Origin of the sequence: Bordetella muralis, assembly GCF_965139205.1 — a bacterium.
GTDB classification, from domain to species: domain Bacteria; phylum Pseudomonadota; class Gammaproteobacteria; order Burkholderiales; family Burkholderiaceae_B; genus Bordetella_A; species Bordetella_A muralis.
Genome location: NZ_CBCSIU010000001.1, coordinates 382,864 through 402,423, shown reverse-complemented (window position 1 = coordinate 402,423; position 19,560 = coordinate 382,864). Strand labels below are relative to the sequence as shown.

The following is a 19,560-nucleotide window of genomic DNA, read 5'->3' as shown; positions in this document are numbered from 1 at the left end:
TCAGGCTGCCATGCTTTCGAAAAACGACGTGGCGCAGGTGCTCGACTCGCCCCGATCGGGGGCACCTGCGACCACGCGCAGTGCTGCCGTCGCGCCGCCGTCAGATCGTCGGCCACAGGCATCCTGGCATCGCGGCATGTTTTTCTGGATCGCCGCTCTGGCGATCATCTTGTTGGGACAAGTGGCTGCAGGGCGGGTGAGTTGGGTCGCGAAATACCCCTCCGATTGGATGTTGCCGCTGAAAGACTGGATCGACGCGTTCTTTGAGTGGGTCGTATACGGTGCGCGTTTCTTCGAAGGAACAACGTTTGAATTCACCGCACGCAATGTGACGCGCGGGTTTGCTTCCTGGTTGTCTTATCCGTTGAGCGTCAGCGAATCGCTGTTCTTCAATGGCTTTGCCGGCAGTGTGCCTGCCTTGCCCTGGATCACGGTGACGGGTCTCGCCACGATATTGGGCCACTGGCTCGGCGGATGGCGCACGGCACTGCTGGCTGCGGCGGCGTTCACGTACCTGGCGCTGTTCGGCGTCTGGCAGCCATCCATGCAGACGTTTGCGCTCGTGATCATCACGGTGCCCATGGTGTTCCTCATCGGTCTGGTGTTGGGAATATTCATGAGCAAGAGCCCGCGCTTCCGGAGCCTGGTGACGCCTTTATTCGATATCCTGCAGAGCATGCCGCCCTTTGCGTATCTGGTGCCCATCGTGGTGCTGTATGGCGTCGGCAACGTGTCTGCCATGATTGCGACGGCGTTGTTCGCAGTGCCGCCGGTCGCGCGCTGTGTGGCGCTCGGTCTGGAAACGGTCAGTAGCGGTGTGCTCGAGGCTGGACGCATGATGGGCTGCACGCGCTGGCAGCTGTTGTGGCGAGTGCAGATACCGGCCGCGCGGTCGCTGTTGCTGACAGGCTTGAATCAAGGCGTCATGCAAACCCTCGCCATGATCGTGCTGGCGGCATTGATTGGCGCCGCGGGTCTGGGCAGCGAACTGTTGACGTCGCTGCAGTCGTTGCGTCTGGGCCAGGCCTTGGAACAAGGCCTGGCAATCGTCGTGATCGCAGTGGTCTTGGACCGTCTGAGCCGGGCCTACGCCTTGAAGGCGCCGGTCTATGTGGATCCTGGCCTCAGTTGGCGGCAGCGTCATCCCCATTTGGTGATGGGGCTGGTATTCTTGGTGGCCAGTGTCTTGCTGGCTCGCGTGGTGCCAGACCTGGCGCAGCTGCGCGCTGAGCACACGATTACGTCGGCTGCCTACTGGAATGCAGGCATCGACTGGATAAACTTGAATCTGTATGACTCGGTCCAGGCGTTTCGCAATTTCATGCTGCTCGAGGTGTTGATCCCGATTCGCACATTTTTTCAGGCGATCCCTTGGGTGACCTTTGTCGCACTCGTGGCCTTGGTCGGCTATCGCTTGGGCGGTTGGTCGGTGTCGCTTGTCGCCGGACTATTGATCTGGTTCCCTGCCGGTACGGGTCTGTGGACCGAAGCCATGACCACGCTGTATATGATCGGCACGGCTGCTGCCGTGTGCATCATTGTGGGCTTCGTGCTGGGTCTGCTGGCATCGCGTACTGCCAACTGGTCCCGCTTTGCGGCGGGCGTGTGTGATTTTTTGCAGACCTTTCCGTCGTTTATCTACCTGATCCCCGTCGTGATGCTGTTCAAGGTCAGCGATCTGTCTGCCATCATTGCCGTGTTGCTGTTTGCCGTGGTGCCGATGGTGCGTTACACCATGTTGGGTTTGCGTAGCGTACCCGCTCCCATTATGGAGGCCGCGACACAACAAGGTACGACACGGGTGCAGCGCTTTATGAAGGTGGAGTTGCCGATCGCGTTGCCTGAAATCATGCTGGGCGTAAATCAGGTGATTTTCATGGCGTTGTTCATGGTGGCGATTACCGCATTGATCGGCACTCAGGACCTGGGGGCGCAGATCAATGCCGCACGTTCCGGTAATGAAATAGGCAAGGCGCTAGTGGCGGGTCTGTGTATTGCCTTTATGGGAATAGCGGCAGACCGTTTGATCGGCGCCTGGGTCAAACGCAAGAAAGTTGAATTGGGCCTGGTCGTGGCTTGACCCGTCATCGTACGCAGTCGCCTCGGGTTCTTGAGGCGACTCGTCAGTACGGCAATGTGACGGCGGCGATGTGGTCCCTGATCACCGGCTCTCTGTGAAAGAGGGCATAGGCCAATCACACAACATTGGAAACCCGCCTGCCCATATCTCCTTGGAGTAACTCCGCCAATCGCGTCAGGCCATGTGTCAGGCGGGTTCGATCAATAGCGCCACCCAATGACACACGAAGCGCTGCCGGGCTGAAAGACCCCGTGGCAAATGCCTCCGAATCCGTGACACCCAAGCCTTGTTGTAGCGCTGTTTGTGTGAGCCGGTAGGGGTCGATATGGCGCGGCAACTGGAGCCAGAGGTGAAGACCATGCGGGTCGGCCTGAATATTCCCCGGCAGGATTGATGCTGCGATGGTTTGCCGGTGCTGCATCTCACTCTTGATCCGTGCCAGCCATTGAACGGCAACTCCCGACTCTATCCATGTCGACGCCATTTCAGCCATCCAAGGGGTCGGCATCAGAGCCAGCGAACGCAGGGCGTCAAGAATTGGACTTAACGGTTCCCCCGAAGGGACAACCAAGTAAGCGGTTCTCAGGCCCGGTGCTATGCATTTAGATAGCGTCGAGACGTAATAAACCGGGACCGAGGATGTGTTGGCGGACAATGAAAACATCGTGCTCGGCGGGCGCTCGGTCAACAACCAGTAAGGATCGTCTTCAATGACTGGCAACGCATATTTCTCGGCAACGCGTAAAAGCTCTGCTCGTCGCTCGACCGAGAGCGTCAGCGCAGTTGGATTTTGAATCGTCGGATTCAAGTACAACGCCGCGGGACGATGTTGTTCGCACACTCGCTCGAGATCGATAGGATCCATTCCGTGTTCATCGGATTTCACCCCTACGGCCGAGCGCTGGAGCAAGCGGGTAGCGGCCAGGAAGCCCGGGTAAGTCAACTCATCGCAAGCAATGGCGTCCCCAGACTGGCTCTTGGCCAGTAGCAGTGCCGCGATAGCGGTTTGGGCGCCAGAGCAAACCACGACCCGCTCGATGTCCGTGTTGCCAATCATCGGCTGCAGCCATTTTGCCCCTGCGGCACGATGCCGATTCGCGCCTGCGCCCACGTGATAGCTCATCAGATCCATCGGGCTCGCTGTTGCGGGGGTAGTGCCACTGCCTTGCGCGAGCATGTGCGCGAACTCTGCGCTGTTGAGCAAGGGAGGGATATTCATTCCCAGATCAATTGTCCCTTTTGCTCCCGAATCGGAATAGGCCACATAGGTTCCACCTGCGCCGTGAGCCTCCAAAAGTCCCTTCTGGCGAACTTCCGTGTAGGCACGGGTGACGGTCGTGAGGTCGACTCCCAATGCCTGGGCGAGTTCGCGCTGGGGGGGCAGGCGATCGCCTGGCCTGAGAACGCCGTCGTCCACCGCGGTGACGATTTGCGTGGCGATTTGCTGGTACCGAGAGCCCAAACCTGCCGTAAGCGGTCGCACCCAAGACAGGTTTACTTTCTTAAGGCGACGCGTGGAAGACAAGTCGTCCGAGGATGTATGGATTTTTGGCAATTTTGTCTGGTACGAAAAAGCCATATAATACAAAAAATCTGGCAAATTGTATGGATTTTAGGCGTTGGAGTTTGATGCTTGTATGGGTATGGTGCTCAGCGAGCTTGCCAGCAGGTAGTAAATGAAGCTGCTGAAGCAGCATTTTGAGAAAAAGATGCAGTGGGTCCCTATAGTCTTCGGTTCGTTCAAGTTGCTCGTGTTAGTCGTGGCCATGTACTTCGGCATTAAGTCGCATTACGACGGAGAGAAGATAGAGAAAGCGAAAGAGAAGGAGAGAGAGAAAGAATCTTCCAAGATTCAGTAGGCCCCATTGGGCCTTAAATTGGGAGCAACTCGGCGCAGCGGCGCCACGATCACGCCAAAATCGGTTAGTGATCTTGCTCTGCAGCCATGATCCGTTCGATCGAGGCGTGCATATGTCGCAGGGCGGCCTGCCGAGCACCTTCGACGTCGCGCCGGGCGATGGCTTGTGCGATGGCGGCGTGTTCCGACTCGACCTGGCGAAAGAAGTCCTCTCGACGGGCTTCGTTGCTGCGGGTGATCTTGATGACATCGTGCCACGCTCGACCAATGAATTCGAGAAGCGATGTCATCAGCGGGTTGCTGGCGGCTTCGGCGATGGCCCGATGAAACGCCATGTCCTCGGCTACGCCGTCCTCGCCATCGGCTACAGCATCATCGATGCGGCGCAGTGCGCGCTGGATTTTTTCGTTCTGAGCCTCGGTGCGGCGGGCAGCGGCGAGAGCAGCCATCTCGCTTTCCAGTCCGGACCGAACCTCTTGTACCGCTCTGACTTCCAACTGCCCACCTAACGCATCAATGCGAAAGGTGTTTATCTGGCGTGCCAACACTATCGTGCCGCTGCCTTGTCGCGTTTCCACGAGGCCCTCGGATTTCAGACGAGATATTGCCTCACGGATCACCGTGCGGCTGACGCCAAACTGATCGGCCAGCTGCGGCTCGGTGGGCAGCCGCGTCTGCGCTGGGTAGACGCCGCCACGCACCTGGTCCATCAGGGCCGTCGTTACGCGATCGGCAAGCGTGCCTCCGGATTGCTTGTTTGCGGATCGTGTCGTGCGCACGGCCATACCTTGTCTCCTCAGTAGTATCAACCGCTAAACCAGCGCGCCGGCCCCATGATCAGTATGGGAAATAGCACGAGCAAGACCAGCACGATCAATTCGGCGATTAAGAAGGGCCAGACGCCTCGCATTACCTGGTCAACGCGTTGTCTTGTCACGCCTGCCACGACGCTGAGTACGGTACCGACAGGCGGTGTGATTAAGCTGATGGACATGTTAATCACAAATAGCACGCCGAAGTATACGGGATCGATACCTGCCTCTCGTACGATCGGCATCAGCACCGGCGTGAGAATCAAGATGGTCGGAGTCATGTCCATGGCGGTACCGACGACAATAACCAGCAGCATGATTGCAAATAGCAGCAGCGTGGGATTGTCCATGAAAGGCTGCATCATATCGGTGATCGCGCCAGGCAGGTCGGCCACAGTCACCAGCCAACCTGCAATCGACGCCGCCGCGACGAGCAGCATGACCACTGCCGTGGTCCGCGAGGCAGTCATGAACACCGCGTACAACTGAGCAAGTTTTAATTCGCGATAGATGACCGTGGAAACGAACAGCGCATAGACGGCCGCCACCACCGCCGCCTCGGTAGGGGTGAAGACCCCGAGACGCAAGCCGACAATGATTATCACGGGCAACATCAGAGCCCAGCTTGCGTCCAACGCGGCGCGAATCAGGTCTTTGCTGCTTTTGCGTGGCGGTGTGGCGAGGTTGTCTTTGCGTACACAAATCCACCAGGTGATCCACAGCGCGGCACCTATGTAGATGCCGGGCATGATCCCTGCCAAGAATAGTTTGGTAATAGATACATTGGCCGCGACGCCAAAAATCACAAAGCCGATGCTGGGGGGAATGACGGGCCCGATGACGCTTGAGGACGCAACCAAGCCCGCCGCACGGTGCGAGGAGTGGCCTGCCTTGATCATCATGGGCACCAGCAGGGCCGACAGTGCTGCCGCATCGGCGACCGCCGAACCGGAAAGGGCCGACAAGATGCAAGCCGCGACGATCGTCACATAACCAAGTCCGCCTTTGATATGGCCTACGCCGGCCAAGGCAAAATCGACAATCCGGCGGGACAGGCCGCCCACGTTCATGATCTCGCCTGCGAGCATGAAGAATGGGATAGCGAGCAGGGGAAAGTTGTCGGCTCCAGCGATAAAGTTTTGCGCGATGATCTGCGCATCGAAGATGTCCAGATGCCACATCAAGGCGACAGAGGAAACCAGCAGCGAAAATGCAATGGGCATCCCCAGGGCCATTGCGCCCAATAGGGATCCGACAAAAACCAACACAGTCATGGTTGTTTCCCTTCAGCGGCTGCCAATTCGCGCTTGAGCGCGTCAAGCTCCGTTTTTTCTTCGGACTCGGTCACCATGATGAGCTCCTCATCTTTGATGCGCCCCGAGAGCACTCGGTACAGATCCCACAACACCATGGCGCCGGCTGACACGCTAAAGACGATGCCCACCATGTAGACGATAGACATGGACCACCCTGTGGCGGGAGCCTCGACGTTCAGATTGATGACGGTCTGCTCCCAACTGCCGGATAAGAACAACCATAGGGTTGCCAACATCAATAGTTGACTGGCGATCAGACATAGCTTCTGACCAAAAACCGGCAGGCGTCGCACGACAACCTCGACGCCCAGATGTTGACGGTGGCGCAGCGCGACAATAGAGCCGAGAAAAACCAGCCATACAAACAGCCAGCGGGAGACCTCCTCGGAGCTAGTGATGCCAGAATTAAAGCCATAACGCAGCACGACGTTGCCAAACACGAGGATCACCATGGTGACCAGGCAGAGGACCATTAGCAAACCCAATAGCCGAAAGTACCCATCTATCAACTTCTTCATGAATATTTTCCTTAGCCGTAGCTAGAGCGACGTTGCCTGATGGCGGGACAGTGGTCCCTGCCATATGGGCGTGGAAGATCGAGAGGTAGTCTTGCCAGATTCACCGTACGGTCATGGCCCAACAGATCGCCGTCTCCAGAAAGGCCCGCCATCCGTGATGGCGATCTGCATAGTCATACTCGGCAATTAATTGGACTTGCCACGTACGGCGGCAATTTCAGCGAACATTTCTGCACCGAGCTCACCGCCGAGTTCTTTCGAGAATTTGTCGATGACCGGCTTGAGCTTTTCACGCATGCGCTGGGCTTCTTCCGGTGAGAGTTCGTTGACCTCCATGCCGCGTTCTTTGAGCTCCGCCAGGAACTTGGCTTCGCTTTCGCGTGAGATCTGACGCTGGTAGGCTGATGCCTCAGCAGCGGTTTCTCGCAGCAGTGTTTGTTCATCCGGACTGAGTCGGTCCCACACTCGTTTGCTGACGACCGCCACGTAGGGGGTGTAGGTGTGTCGCGTGACACTCAGGTACTTCTGCACCTCGTTGAACTTAGACGTATTGATCGTCCCCAACGGGTTTTCCTGGCCATCTACCGCGCGCGATTCCAGGGCGGTATAGACCTCAGGGAAAGGCATGGGCACGGCGTTGGCACCCAGCGCGTTAAAGGTTTCGATGTAGACGGGGTTCTGCAGTACGCGGATCTTCAGGCCCTGCATGTCCTCGAATTTGGTGATGGGGGCACGGCTATTGGTGACACTGCGAAAACCATTTTCCATCCATCCCAGAATCACCAGGCCTTTATCGTTCATCTTGCTGGCGATGGCGTCACCGACTTTCCCAGCCAGCACGGCATCAACCTCGGCGGCAGAATTGAAGGTGAACGGCAGATCAATTAGGCCGACTTCACGCACTACGCTGGCCATGGGCGACGAGGTGATGATGCCCAGTTCCTGAACGCCGCCTTGCAGGGCGGAGGTCATTTGCGTGTCGCCGCCGATGGCGCCGTTGCCGTAGATTCGAACTTTGATTTTGCCGTCGCTTTTCTGGGTCAACAGTTCCGCCCAGCGTTTTGCACCCAATGCGGCAGGGTGGTCGTCGGCGATCACATGACCCAGCTTCAGCGTTCGTTCCTTGTATTCGGCGGCCATGGCGCCAGCAGCAAAGCAAGCTGCAATGGCAGTAAATGTCAGGCGTGCGGCCCAGCCGCTTCGGTTCAGATTCTTCATTGGTAGTCTCCTGATGGGGCTGCTTTTTTAACGAAAGTGCTGCAAGTAAGGACCGACCACCATCACCCCATCCGCGTCCAGAACTTCGTAGAGTGGAGAGGCGGTGAGGTATTGATAGGGCGATTGGGCTAGCCTGAGCGTAGACAATTCACGCTGATTGCTCTGTCTCCAGATATCGCTATTTTTTTGAGGAAGTCATAATACGTATTCGTGTGATGTTTTAAAAATTGGGGTTATCCCTGTTCAATCGACTTGAGGAGAGTGGTCAGAAACTAGGCTAATCACTGGGAATTCCCATGAGAGATGTCGTCGTTGCGAGAACGGCATCGCCACAGACTTGAAACACGGGGTGTACTTATGCGAGTGATCGGATTAATAGCGGGCTTTGCGTTGATGTGCAGTGTTGCGGCCCATGCAGAGACAGTACGGATACCCGTACAGAGCGCTGCTGTTGGACATGATGATGTGACGAATCAGGACTTCGTCGACGTGAAGCTGACGTCGGACGGCCAACGCAATCTGGCGGCGTTTACGCGTGACCGTGTCGGCAAGATGATTCATATTCGTGCCGACGATGTGATCTTGGCGTCGCCGACAGTAATGAGTCCAATCGAGGGCGGAGCGTTACGCTTGTCTCCCGGAGCGACCGGCTTTGGTGGAATGTCCGCTCAGGAGATGGTGAAACGGCTCAGCACGGGTAGCACGATCGATGTTTCCGACGGCAAGTAGACTTTGCCTCATCGCCGCAATGATGTGCTGGTGCTGGGCCGTGTGATCGGACGGCGATGTTTGCAAACTAGCTGTACCAGTTCAGCTTGAAGCCCCAATTGCCGGCGTTATAGGCGAAGGCGATGCCCCAATAGAAGACGAAGTAGGCCCCGCCGGCAACTAACATCGCCGAGCTGAATTGTTCCAATCTGCCGGGGTGCCGCGCCGACCAGTTCGTCAGGCGCTTGGAAAACGGTACGATCAGCGCCAGGAACAGCAGGACCATCACCAGAATCTGCCCGACCCCTTGCAAGGCCATCACTGCGCCTCCATACAGCGGGCTTTCTGAGGCGGCGGCATAGGCGAGAAAATGCCTGAACACCGGAAAGGGCCGTCCAATGGCGAACAGCCCGACGAGGATTCCCATGAAGCAGGCCTTGGCCAGCGGCGAGGCTGTGACGCGCAGCATTTTTGGTGGCAAGCGGCGGAGCATGCCATCGAGGAATCCAAACGAAATCGCACCCCATAGGAGCAGGATGACGCCGAGCAGTGTGAATGTCACCTGTGCCTGAAACAGGCGGGTTTCTCGAGTATTGAAGGCGTCCACGCGATCAGGTCCGAGCGAGCCGACATACATTCCGTAAATGAAGCAAACCAGCAGGACGAAAAGCGAAAAAATGCCAATTGCTTTGATGGCGAGTCGTCGAGGTGATCCGACCTTTTCCGTCGCGCAAGCGAGGCCGGGAAGCATAGCGAATACTACGCAATTGCACGCAGTGAAGGTCGCAGCCAAGCCCGCAACGATTGCAAAGACAAAACCGAAACCCGCTCCCCGTTCACTATAAGAATCGGACAGGCGTTCCGTGTCTCCGATTGTTTGGCCCGCGATGATCTCCCGGCCAAATCCGTCTACCCAATGATAATTCCAGAAACCAGCGACTAGAACGCCAACGGCGAGTGCGCAGAGCGCCAGGACCAGACGATTGCGACCTGGTGAAAGCGATGAGGTACGTCCGTCCTGTTTAACGGCTTGGTTGTATGACAACACTTTACGATCTCCTCTTCTGTCTTCGTTGAAAAGTCAGTTCAAGATATGTCGTTCTGTTTGTCACCGCTACGGACGTAATGAGCAATGCGATCGATCGATACGCAGAGCGATCCGATCGGCTGCTTCGTGACGGCATGAATGGCGCAGAGCCTAGCATGAGAGGCTGATCGCTGAGCGATTTATTCGACGAAACTGCTGATTTGATCGACGAATCGATATTTTCAATGTGGGATTGGACGCTGAGCGGATCGCCGATTTGCATCCGCGTGGGATCGTGCTTGTTCCGTCTGCTGCTTTGCCTCAGGAGCAAGGGCCCGTTGGTTGTCCAGATATTGGTTAAGCCGGCAATAGACCCGCTGCGCGATAGTTTTCGATCAATGCGTCATAAACGGAAATATCCGAACGGCTCCTAGCGATGAGTTGGGCGCCGGCGATGGCAGCAAAGATGGCACGTGCTCGTAGTTCGCTTTCTTCGGTGCTCATTGTCGCATTCGCCGCCAAAAGCACTTTGCTTAACCACATGACATTTACGTCAGTGAAGGTTCGGACTTCTTTCATCACCGCCTCGGGCAAGTCGTCACTTTCGGCTGCCATGAAGCTGCATAAGCAGATGCGATTAGCACTTTCCAGCGCTTTGCGAAACGTTTCAGGGTACCGATGCAAACTGTGCTTTGCATCCGGGGATTCGGCCAGCAATGTTTCTAGCGTGGCCGCTGAATTCTGCCAATAGCGTCGTGCAACCGCCGCGCCAAGATCAGCCTTGTTAGTGAAGTGGTGGTAGATGCTGGCGGCTTTGATGCCAACGCTTTCCGCAAGGTCTCGGAAGTTCAACCCGCTGTAGCCATGAGCCTGAGCAATCTTTGTCGCGGCTACCAGGATTCGCTCCTTAGAGCTTGAGTTCGCTTCGTTCCTCACTTTTATGGCTCCCGCACAAGAAGAATAGGTGTTGACAGGGCAAATTGTAACGCATACAGTAAAACCTAACTAACGTTAGGTAGACTAATTTGACGGCGAACATTGCCCTATTCGTCGCCGGTTGACCCTAAGCCACACGTAATGAGGAAATCTTAATGAATACTGCTGCACCAGGCCGTAATGTTGGTAAGTTCCCGACAATGACAATTTATGACTTCCCCCGAGGGCCATACCCTACGCGTGTCCGCATCGCCTTGGCTGAAAAGAACCTGCAAGCTCAAGTGCAATTCAAGATGGTCGATCTGTACAAGGGCGAGCATAAAAAGCCCGAGTTCATCGCGAACAAGAACTACTCGGGTACGTTGCCGGTGCTTGAACTTAGTGACGGAACCTGCATAGCCGAATGCACGGCTATCACGGAGTACCTTGATGGGCTTGACGGCGAGCCCAAGTTGACTGGTAGAACCCCGCGTGAGAAAGGCATCATCCACATGATGAGCAAACGCGCGGAACTGGAGTTGCTCGACGCTATTAGCGTTTTCTTTCACCACGGAACTCCAGGATTGGGGCCGCAAGTCGAGCTGTATCAAAACCCGGAATGGGGGTTTAGGCAGCGTGATAAGGCTCTTCGTGGCATGCATTACTTCGATTCGGTCTTGAGAAACCAGCCTTATATCGCTGGCGATACATTCTCGATGGCCGATATCACTGTAATTGGTGGACTGGTTTTCGCTTCTATCGTCAATCTGCAAGTGCCAGCCGAATGCACGTTACTGTTGGCTTGGTATGCACGGATGAAGGAACGCCCCAGCGTAAAGAGTCAACCCGCATTTTCTGCCTCTGCAACAGGTTGAGCCATTTCACAACGGGATAGATCAGTACGTAGCGTCGATGGCGAGCGGTAAGCCCGTTTGAGGAGATGTCTTGGACGGCGCCACCTCGGCCTGATTTTTGAAGACAGAGCGTTTCAAGAAAATTTGCGTCAGTTGTAGACGACCGGTCTAATTGGTGCTACATTACGCCCATGAACACTGTACGCACCACCGAAACCAACGACGTTCGCGAGAACATCCTTGCTCACGGCCAACGCATCATGGCCGGCAAGGGCTTTTCCGCTGTCGGCATCAACGAGATCCTGGTCGCCGCCGGCGTTCCGAAGGGCTCGTTCTACCACTACTTCGGCTCGAAGGACGCCTTCGGCGAAGCACTCCTCGAGAGTTACTTTGAAGACTACTGGGCCGAACTCGATGCCACCTTGAGCGCGCCGGGCCTGACCATGGCACAACGCCTGATGAACTACTGGAAGAACTGGCAGGACACCCAACTGTTCTACGACTGCCAAGGCAAGTGTCTGGCCGTGAAGCTGGGTGCGGAGGTGGCCGACCTGTCTGAGGCCATGCGCCTGACGTTGCAGCGCGGGACCGCCGGCATCATCGATCGCCTGGCGGGCGCCATCGAAGCTGGTGTAGCAGAAGGCTCGGTGTCCATAGAGGGGGCGCCCCATGACGCCGCCCAAAGCCTCTACCAGCTATGGTTGGGTGCCAGTGTGATGGTGAAGATCGTCCGTACCCCTCAGCCCTTTGAAATGGCCATGGCGACCACTCGCCAGGTCCTGCACCCTCCTTCCTGATTGGGAAGAGGCATTGCCCTCCGTAGGGGGGCTATTTTTGCGTCTCTTATTGAGACGACCGGTCTAATAACTCTCTTTGGAGAATGAAATGAAAGTCCTAATGGTTCTGACCTCGCATGACCAGCTCGGCAACACAGGCCGCAAGACCGGCTTCTGGCTCGAAGAGCTGGCAGCCCCGTACTACATCTTCAAGGACGCCGGTGCACAGATCGTGCTGGCTTCGCCCAAGGGTGGCCAGCCGCCGCTCGACCCCAAGAGCAACGAGCCTGATTTCCAGACCGACGCGACCCGCCGTTTCGAGGCGGATGCCGAAGCCAAGAAGGTACTGGCGAATACCGTGAGGCTGGCCGACGTGTCCGCGGATGACTTCGACACGGTTTTCTATCCTGGTGGCCATGGTCCGCTTTGGGATCTGGCCGAAAGCAAGGACTCGTCCGACCTGATCGAGCGCTTCATCGCGGCGAACAAGCCGATTGCACTGGTCTGCCACGCGCCGGGCGCACTGCGTCACGTGAAAACTGCCGAGGGCCGCCCGCTGGTGGAAGGCAAGAAGGTGACGGGTTTCGCCAATACCGAGGAAGCGGCAGTCGGTCTTACCGAGATAGTGCCGTTCCTCGTCGAGGACGAACTGAAGGCCAAGGGCGGCATCTACTCGAGCGGCCCCGATTGGAGTTCTTACGTGGTGCAAGACGGCTTGCTGATCACCGGCCAGAACCCGGGCTCGTCGACCGCCGCCGCGCAGCGACTGGTCGAAGAACTCGGTGCATCGAAATGACGCGTATGTCGTCTTCGTCCGTGAAACGGTGACCGATGACAAGGCGCTCGATCGCTGTCGGGAGCAGACGCCCAGCCCGAGAGCAACGAATAGTGTTATCGACGTTGGCTGAAGCATGTGTTTGTTGCCGGTCACAGCCAATTTGGTCACCTACTCTTCTTCACGGATGTCCTGATCCGACAGATCCTTGACCGTGTCCTTTCGAATCCTGAACCACAAGGCGTAAAGGGCCGGCAAGAAGATCAGCGTCAGGATGGTTCCACCAATGGTGCCACCGATCAGGGTGTAAGCCATCGACCCCCAGAACACCGAGAGGGTGAGCGGAATGAAGGCGAGCACGGCCGCCAACGCCGTCAGGATGACAGGACGCGCGCGTTGGACAGTCGCCTCCACGATCGCGTCGTACGGACGCATGCCCTCATGCTCGTTGAAGTGGATCTGCCCGATGAGGATCAACGTGTTGCGCATGATGATGCCAGCCAACCCGATGATGCCCAGAATGGCGTTGAAGCCGAACGGCTGGTTGAACAACAGCAGCGTCGGGACGACGCCTACCAGTGCGAGTGGGGCGGTCAACAAGACCATCAGCATCGCTGAAATGGAGCGCACCTGAAAGATGATCACGATCATCATCAATGCCAGCATTGCCGGGAACACGGCTGCCAGTGCCGTGTTTGCCTTGCCGGCTTCTTCGAGCGCCGCGCCGGTCTCGATCCGGTAGCCTTCCGGCAACTTGTCCACCAGCGGCTGCATTTCGGCGATGATCTGCATGGCGACGTCAGGCGGCTGGAGCGCGGCATCGATGTCGCCCTGTACGGTGATCGTGATCATCCGGTCACGCCGCTTGATGATTGGGTTCTCGAATCGCACTTCGAGCGAGCCGATCTGATCAAGAGGCACCCGCTGCCCGTTACGCCCCATGAGGGTGAACGCCTGCAGCTTGGCCGGGTCAAGGCGCTCGGTGCCGGCAGAGCGAGCGATGATCTCGACCGAACGGATATCCTCGCGCACTTGAGTTACCGGGATGCCCGTCAGCAGGAATTGCAATTGCTGAGCAGCCTCCTGGGACGACAAGCCAATTGCATTCAGTCGATCTTGGTCCAAGACAAAATGCATGCTCGGCACGCGTTCGCCCCAATCGTTATTGACTTGGCGCATCGCCGGATTGTTCTGCATGATGGTTTTCAACTGCCCGGCGATCTCACGTACCTTTCCTTCCTCGGGGCCCATCACTCGGAAGGCCACTGGGAACTGCGAGTACGGGCCGAACACCAGGTAGTTCAGACGGATGCGGGACTGCGGTGCAAGACCATCGGCAGCGGCGCGCCGGGTCTTGTTGATCAAGGTTTCACGTTCCTTCTCGCTGTCGGTGAGGATCACGATCTTGGCAAAGGAGGGGTTGGGTAGCTCCGGTGCCATTGCCAAATAGAAACGTGGTGCGCCAGCGCCGATATAGCTGGTCACCAGCTTGGATTCGGGCTGCTTGCGCAACCACGCCTCGACTTCCTCCACGGCCTTGCTGGTCTCCTGGATACTGGTGCCCTGGGGCATCTGAACCTCTACCAGGACCTCCGGACGATCCGAAATCGGGAAGAACTGTTGCTTGACGAAGCCCATGCCGAAGAAGGCAAAAAGGAAAATACCGATGACGGCCAGTACAACCTTCTTTTTGTGATCGACCATGCGGCTGATGAAATCGCGCAACCTGCGGTAGTTGGGCGTTCCGTAGATCGCTTCGTGGCCGCCTGCGATCGGCTTGATCTTGGGCAGCAGCTTTACGCCGAGGTAGGGTGTGAACGCACCGGCGACGACCCATGAACATAAGAGTGAGAACATCACCACCCAGAAGATGTTGCCGGCGTACTCGCCGGCAGTCGACTGTGCGAAACCGACCGGCATCAGCGCGATCGCCGTGACCAACGCGCCGGCCAGGCGAGGCGCCGCGGTCGTCGTCCACGCTTGCGCGGAGGCATGGACTCGATCCAGGCCCTCCTCCATCTTCACGACCATCGTTTCGACCACGATGATGGCGTCGTCCACCAAAAGGCCAAGCGCCAGAATCAGGGCCCCAAGGGTAATGCGATCAAAATCCCGTCCCGAAAGCAGCATGACGATGAACACGGCCGCCAGCGTCNGCGGCACCGCCGCTGCCACCACGATCCCTTCCCGGAACCCGAGGCTGAGCAAGCTCACGGCGATCACCACCACCAAGGCCACGAAGAACTTCATCATGAATTCGTCGTAGGCTTCACGGATATTGACGGACTGATCCGTGACCTTGGTGAAAGTCATGCCCAAGGGCATCTCGTTCTGGATGGCGCCAGCCTCTTTTTCCAGCGCGGCGCCCAGGTCAAGACCGTTGTACCGATCCTTCATGACCACGCCGAGCATCACCGCGGGCTCGCCTTCGCTGCGCAACAGGAATGACGGCGGATCCTCGTATCCACGGCGCACGTCGGCAATGTCGGACAGCTTCAGCGTTCGTCCCGCCGCGACGATCGGCGTTGCGCGAACTTTCTCCAGATCGTCCAGGGCACCATCCAGGCGCACGAATACGGACGGTCCGTGGGTTTCGACGGTTCCTCCCGGCGTCACCACGTTCTGGCGATTCAGTGCCTCGAATATGTCAGGAACGGAAACGCCCAGATTGGCCAGCTTTTCATGCCCGAACTCGACGAAGATCTTTTCCGGCTGCTCGCCGATGATGTTTACCTTCTTGACCCCTGGGACCTGCAGTAGCCGCTGGCGCAGTTCTTCCGCTTTGCGAGCCAGCAGGCGCAGGGGTTCGCCCGGCGCCTTGAGTGCATACAGGGCAAAGGACACATCGGAGAATTCATCGTTGATGAAGGGGCCTATGACGCCAGGCGGTAGTCGCAGCCGTTCATCGCCGAGCTTCTTGCGGGCCTGGTAGAACTCCTCTTGTACATCCCCCGGCGGCGTGCTGTCGCGCAACGTCACGGTGGTAAACGCGAGGCCCGGACGGCTGAACGTCTCGGCGCGTTCGTACCACTTGAGTTCCTGCATGCGCTTTTCGAGCGGCTCGGCAACCTGATCCTGCATTTCCTGGGCGGTTGCGCCGGGCCAAACGGAATAGAACGTCATTACCTTTACGGTAAAGCTCGGATCTTCCGCACGTCCAAGTTTCAGGAACGCGTAGGCACCTGCGATGACGATGGCGACAATGAGAAACAGCGTGATCGAGCGCTCACGGACCGCGAGGGCGGAAAGGTTGAAGCCGCTCATTTGCGATCACCCTGCGGCTGGCCAGCCAGGCGGACACGATCGCCCTCGTGCAGCAGATGCGCACCCAGAGCAACAAAGCGCTCGCCCGGCTTCAGACCATCTTGAACGCGCGCGGTTTCCTCGGAGATCGAGAGCAGATGGATGGGGCGCCAGGTCACCTTCAGCGGTTCGCCGCCGATCACCCAGACGCCGGGCCCTTTGCCTTGCGGGTCATGTACGGCCGCCAGCGGGATGGACAAGGACGGTGAAGCGTTGCGGTCAGGCAATTGCAACGTCACCGTGGTGCCCAACGGGGCCTGCGCGGCGACGCCGTCGAGGACATAGCGGGCTTCGAAGGTCCGCGTGACCGGGTTTGCGCGGTCGGACAACTGCCTGAGGCGGGCGGCGACATCCACTTTATCGCCGGCATACAACGTGGCCCGTGCGCCGCTGCCGATAGCCGGCCGCATGGTTTCCGGCAGATCAATGCTCGCTTCGCGGGGACCGGAACGCGCCAGGCGCACGACGATCTGGCCTGCCGTGACGACTTGACCAGGTTCTGCCATGGCTTCCATCACCACGCCGTCGGCGTCTGCCCGTAGCTCGGCGTAGTCCATTTCGTTGCGTGCAATCTTTGCTTGCGCCTCGGCGGCACGCAATTGCGCCCTGGCCGATTCGGCCGCCGCCTTTATCTGGTCATACGAAGAAGCCGATACGGCACCAGCAGAGACCAAGTCGCGAAACCGTTCTTCGTCCGCCGACGTTTGCAGAGCGCGTGCTTTTGCGGCAGCGACTGCCTCTTCCAGCGCCCTGTTGGCCAGAACGAGATCGGAAGAGTCGATGCGCATCAGCGCTTGGCCCTTGCGAACACTCTGCCCGGTGTCGACCAATCGCTCGACGATCTTCCCTGGAACACGGAAACCCAAGTCGCTTTGAACTCGGGCAACAACTACTCCGGTGAAGGAGCGGGATGCCTCTGTAGGCGTTTCGACGGTCGCCACACGCACGAGTTTGGTTTCTGTGCGTGGGTCGTCTGAAACCGATGGTGTGCATGCGGATAAACCGAGCAACGATGCAGATAGCAATACGAACGAAAACTCGCGATGACGACGCACAGGAGGACCTCTCAGGAACGCAAAGAGGGGCCATTCTGTACCTAATGACCAAAAACGTCAATGGTCACTAGTTAATTACGGAGCCAAACTTCGCAGGACCAGGCCCGCAATTTCTTTCGGTGCTTCGTCGATGAGATCCAGGTTGTGCTGCAGCAGCAATGGCTTCACGAAGGGCTGCATGACCAGGAAGATTGCTCGCGCCGTTTCATCCAGGGGCGTCTTGCGCTCGAACTCGCCGCTCTCCCTGCCTTCGCGCAAAATCTCCAGCAAGATACCCCGGATCTGCTCTTCATAATTCCGCGACGATTGCCAACCTTCAGAGCTGGAGTAGGCGGCAACCTCGTAGAGCTGCCGATCATTGAAGAAGAGCTCGGACGTCCGCGCAACCAGCGTCTGGAAGAGGCGGCGGAACTTGTCCGTTGCGGACTTTCCCTCTGCGACCGAGGTGTGAACCGACGCCAGCACGGTGCCTAGGCACTGACTGCAGATGGCCTCGCCGATAGCCTGCTTCGAGTCAAAGAACTTGTAGATGTAGGCCTTGGAAAAACCGATCGCCTTAGCGAGATCGGACACAGTGGTTTTGGCATAGCCGAAGTGACCGAAGTGCTTGTTGGCAGCAGCCACGATCTGGTCACGAATATCGTGGTCAGCCGGCCCACGTTGGCCGGCTGAGGAAGATGCAATTTCATTCATTTAAATCTTATACCCCGTACGGCACGAGTTGACAATAAGTGACCAAATTGTATACTCGTCACTAGTCACTTTCGTTTTACTTTCTCGGATGGTCTTCATGCGCGCCTGCAAAAAAACGTCTGTCTTGCTGCTCACGCTTTTCATGAGCGGCTGCGTCGTTGGGCCGGATTACGTCAAGCCGGCAGCGCCCGAGTCGAAAGAATACTTAGGCCAAGCCGCGATCGATCAGCGTCAGAAGGCCGGTGCTCCCAACTTGGAGACCTGGTGGCTAGGGTTCAATGATGCGCTGTTGAATCGTTTTGTGAAATTGGCGCTTGCGCAGAACTTGGACATTGCCCAAGCAAGTGCTCGCCTGGAGCAATCAAGAGCGTTGTTGGGGGCGGCCAATGCGGCCCTATTGCCCTCGGGGAATGTCAACGCGCAAGGCGTCAAGTCGTACCAGTCCGTACAAACGCCTTTGGGCAAGCTGCTCAATGCAACGCCTGATTTCGACCGCAGCGGCGAGTACTACGAAATAGGTGCCGGCGCGAGCTGGGAACTTGATCTCTTCGGTGGCCTTCGACGCGGTAAAGAAGCGGCTTCGGCCACATACGAGGCGTCGGAAGCAGGAGCTGTCGCAATCCAACTGGCCGTGACCGCGCAGACTGCCGACACCTACGTTGCGATCCGTGGATTACAGGCGCGCCTGGAGATCGCAAGGCAGCAGGCTGCGAATCGGCGGCGGATGCTGTCCATCGTCGAACTCCAATACCAAAAAGGCGTAGCCCCCGAGTTGCACGTGCGGCAGGCGCAAGGTGCACTCGCTCAGGTCGAAGCGAGCGTGCCGGTTTTTGAGGCTGCGCTGGACTCGGCAATGAACTCATTGGACGTGCTGCTTGGCGTTCAACCTGGAACCCATCGCGAAGACTTCCGCGAGGTCATAGCGATTCCTGATGCCCCCGCTATCGGCCATGCGGGCACGCCCGCCGACCTGATTCGTCGACGGCCAGACCTCATCGCTGCCGAGCGCCGGTTGGCGGCAGCAAACGCTCGCATCGGTATGGCCATATCCGAGTACTTCCCCAAGTTCTCGCTTGGCGCCTTGCTGGGCACGGCCACCACTGCTTCGGGCAACCTTTTCACTGATGGCGCATCGCAAGCCCAAGGAGTGCTTGGACTGCGTTGGCGCTTGTTTGACTTCGGTCGTGTTGACGCACAGATCGCCGCAGCGCGTGGACAGACTGCCGAGGCGCTGGCCGCCTACCGCCTCGCTGTACTCCGAGCATCGCAGGATGTCGAAGATGCCTTCATAGCTTTAGTCAAGCGCGAGGAGCAGGAACGCACCTTGGCGCAGGGGGTCGACTCCTTCGCACATGCCAACAGAATGGCTCTCACAGCCTACCAGAGCGGCGCGGCAAGCCTGATCGAAGTATTAGACACAGATCAGAATCTGCTGCAGACACGTGATGCATATGCCCAAGCTCAGACAGAAGCTGCACGAGCGGCCATCGCGTCATTCCGAGCTCTCGGCGGTGGGTGGGAATTGCCAGAAGACGTGGCAGTTGCAAGGGCGCAGGCTCGCACTCTTGACGAAGAGGTAGCCCGATGATCGATAGAAGCAAGCGCGTCGTCGTGACAGGCCTCGGCATCGTCGGAGCATGTGCGCGCAAAGG

General features: G+C 57.8%; 17 protein-coding genes and 1 pseudogene. 7 read left to right on the top strand and 11 right to left on the bottom strand.

The window, feature by feature from the left end; translation table 11 throughout:
* The first annotated feature begins 10 nt into the window (after nt 1-10).
* Nucleotides 11-2,080 carry an ABC transporter permease gene (locus tag ACNA0I_RS01885; RefSeq protein ID WP_415804356.1) on the top strand — a complete coding sequence of 690 codons (2,070 nt, stop codon included), beginning with the start codon at nt 11-13 and terminating at the stop codon, nt 2,078-2,080.
* 115 nt (nt 2,081-2,195) lie between these two features.
* On the opposite strand, the gene ACNA0I_RS01880 is transcribed toward ACNA0I_RS01885, so the two are convergent.
* On the bottom strand, nt 2,196-3,680 hold the full coding sequence (locus ACNA0I_RS01880; protein WP_415804355.1) for an aminotransferase-like domain-containing protein: 1,485 nt from the start codon (nt 3,678-3,680) through the stop codon (nt 2,196-2,198).
* 76 nt (nt 3,681-3,756) lie between these two features.
* Here ACNA0I_RS01880 and ACNA0I_RS01875 point away from each other — a divergent pair, with 76 nt between their 5' ends.
* Entirely contained in the window at nt 3,757-3,939 is a 183-nt protein-coding gene (locus ACNA0I_RS01875) for a hypothetical protein (protein ID WP_415804354.1), read from the top strand.
* 64 nt (nt 3,940-4,003) lie between these two features.
* On the opposite strand, the gene ACNA0I_RS01870 is transcribed toward ACNA0I_RS01875, so the two are convergent.
* The 4 genes from ACNA0I_RS01870 to ACNA0I_RS01855 form a co-directional block, all read right to left on the bottom strand.
* Entirely contained in the window at nt 4,004-4,723 is a 720-nt protein-coding gene (locus ACNA0I_RS01870) for a FadR/GntR family transcriptional regulator (protein WP_415804353.1), read from the bottom strand.
* A 20-nt stretch (nt 4,724-4,743) separates the two neighbouring features.
* A complete protein-coding gene (locus ACNA0I_RS01865; RefSeq protein ID WP_415804352.1) occupies nt 4,744-6,024 on the bottom strand; it encodes a TRAP transporter large permease in 1,281 nt (426 codons plus the stop codon).
* Nucleotides 6,021-6,584: a TRAP transporter small permease gene (locus ACNA0I_RS01860; protein WP_415804351.1), complete on the bottom strand. Its 564-nt coding sequence runs from the start codon at nt 6,582-6,584 to the stop codon at nt 6,021-6,023. Before ACNA0I_RS01860 ends, ACNA0I_RS01865 begins: the two co-directional genes overlap by 4 nt.
* 186 nt (nt 6,585-6,770) lie before the next feature.
* The gene (locus ACNA0I_RS01855) at nt 6,771-7,802 is read right to left on the bottom strand and encodes a TRAP transporter substrate-binding protein (RefSeq protein WP_415804350.1); all 1,032 of its coding nucleotides are present in this window, start codon (nt 7,800-7,802) and stop codon (nt 6,771-6,773) included.
* Nucleotides 7,803-8,159: 357 nt separating this feature from the next.
* Between ACNA0I_RS01855 and ACNA0I_RS01850 the strand changes: the two genes are divergently transcribed.
* The gene (locus tag ACNA0I_RS01850; RefSeq protein WP_415804349.1) at nt 8,160-8,531 is read left to right on the top strand and encodes a SecDF P1 head subdomain-containing protein; all 372 of its coding nucleotides are present in this window, start codon (nt 8,160-8,162) and stop codon (nt 8,529-8,531) included.
* 67 nt (nt 8,532-8,598) lie between these two features.
* Here ACNA0I_RS01850 and ACNA0I_RS01845 read toward each other — a convergent pair whose 3' ends face one another.
* Entirely contained in the window at nt 8,599-9,558 is a 960-nt protein-coding gene (locus ACNA0I_RS01845) for a hypothetical protein (RefSeq protein WP_415804348.1), read from the bottom strand.
* Nucleotides 9,559-9,894: 336 nt separating this feature from the next.
* Complete coding sequence (locus ACNA0I_RS01840; RefSeq protein ID WP_415804347.1) at nt 9,895-10,473, bottom strand: TetR/AcrR family transcriptional regulator; 579 nt, start codon at nt 10,471-10,473, stop codon at nt 9,895-9,897.
* A 200-nt stretch (nt 10,474-10,673) separates the two neighbouring features.
* On the opposite strand from ACNA0I_RS01840, the gene ACNA0I_RS01835 reads away from it, so the two are divergent.
* From ACNA0I_RS01835 to ACNA0I_RS01825, 3 genes are all read left to right on the top strand, one after another.
* Entirely contained in the window at nt 10,674-11,327 is a 654-nt protein-coding gene (locus ACNA0I_RS01835) for a glutathione S-transferase (protein WP_415804824.1), read from the top strand.
* A 170-nt stretch (nt 11,328-11,497) separates the two neighbouring features.
* Complete coding sequence (locus ACNA0I_RS01830) at nt 11,498-12,103, top strand: TetR/AcrR family transcriptional regulator (RefSeq protein ID WP_415804346.1); 606 nt, start codon at nt 11,498-11,500, stop codon at nt 12,101-12,103.
* An 88-nt stretch (nt 12,104-12,191) separates the two neighbouring features.
* Nucleotides 12,192-12,878 (top strand): type 1 glutamine amidotransferase domain-containing protein, encoded by a 687-nt coding sequence (locus ACNA0I_RS01825; RefSeq protein ID WP_415804345.1) that lies wholly within the window; start codon nt 12,192-12,194, stop codon nt 12,876-12,878.
* A gap of 150 nt (nt 12,879-13,028) precedes the next feature.
* Here ACNA0I_RS01825 and ACNA0I_RS01820 read toward each other — a convergent pair.
* From ACNA0I_RS01820 to ACNA0I_RS01805, 4 genes and pseudogenes are all read right to left on the bottom strand, one after another.
* Nucleotides 13,029-15,012, bottom strand: a pseudogene (locus tag ACNA0I_RS01820) (efflux RND transporter permease subunit); the annotation flags it as partial.
* A gap of 1 nt (nt 15,013) precedes the next feature.
* A partial coding sequence (locus tag ACNA0I_RS01815; protein ID WP_415804344.1) for an efflux RND transporter permease subunit occupies nt 15,014-16,121 on the bottom strand: 1,108 nt, incomplete at its 3' end.
* Nucleotides 16,118-17,215 carry an efflux RND transporter periplasmic adaptor subunit gene (locus ACNA0I_RS01810; protein ID WP_415804343.1) on the bottom strand — a complete coding sequence of 366 codons (1,098 nt, stop codon included), beginning with the start codon at nt 17,213-17,215 and terminating at the stop codon, nt 16,118-16,120. The genes ACNA0I_RS01815 and ACNA0I_RS01810, both read right to left, overlap by 4 nt.
* Before the next feature lie 75 nt (nt 17,216-17,290).
* Nucleotides 17,291-17,908 carry a TetR/AcrR family transcriptional regulator gene (locus tag ACNA0I_RS01805; RefSeq protein WP_415804342.1) on the bottom strand — a complete coding sequence of 206 codons (618 nt, stop codon included), beginning with the start codon at nt 17,906-17,908 and terminating at the stop codon, nt 17,291-17,293.
* A 97-nt stretch (nt 17,909-18,005) separates the two neighbouring features.
* Between ACNA0I_RS01805 and ACNA0I_RS01800 the strand changes: the two genes are divergently transcribed.
* On the top strand, nt 18,006-19,496 hold the full coding sequence (locus ACNA0I_RS01800) for an efflux transporter outer membrane subunit (RefSeq protein ID WP_415804341.1): 1,491 nt from the start codon (nt 18,006-18,008) through the stop codon (nt 19,494-19,496).
* Nucleotides 19,497-19,560 lie beyond the last annotated feature (64 nt).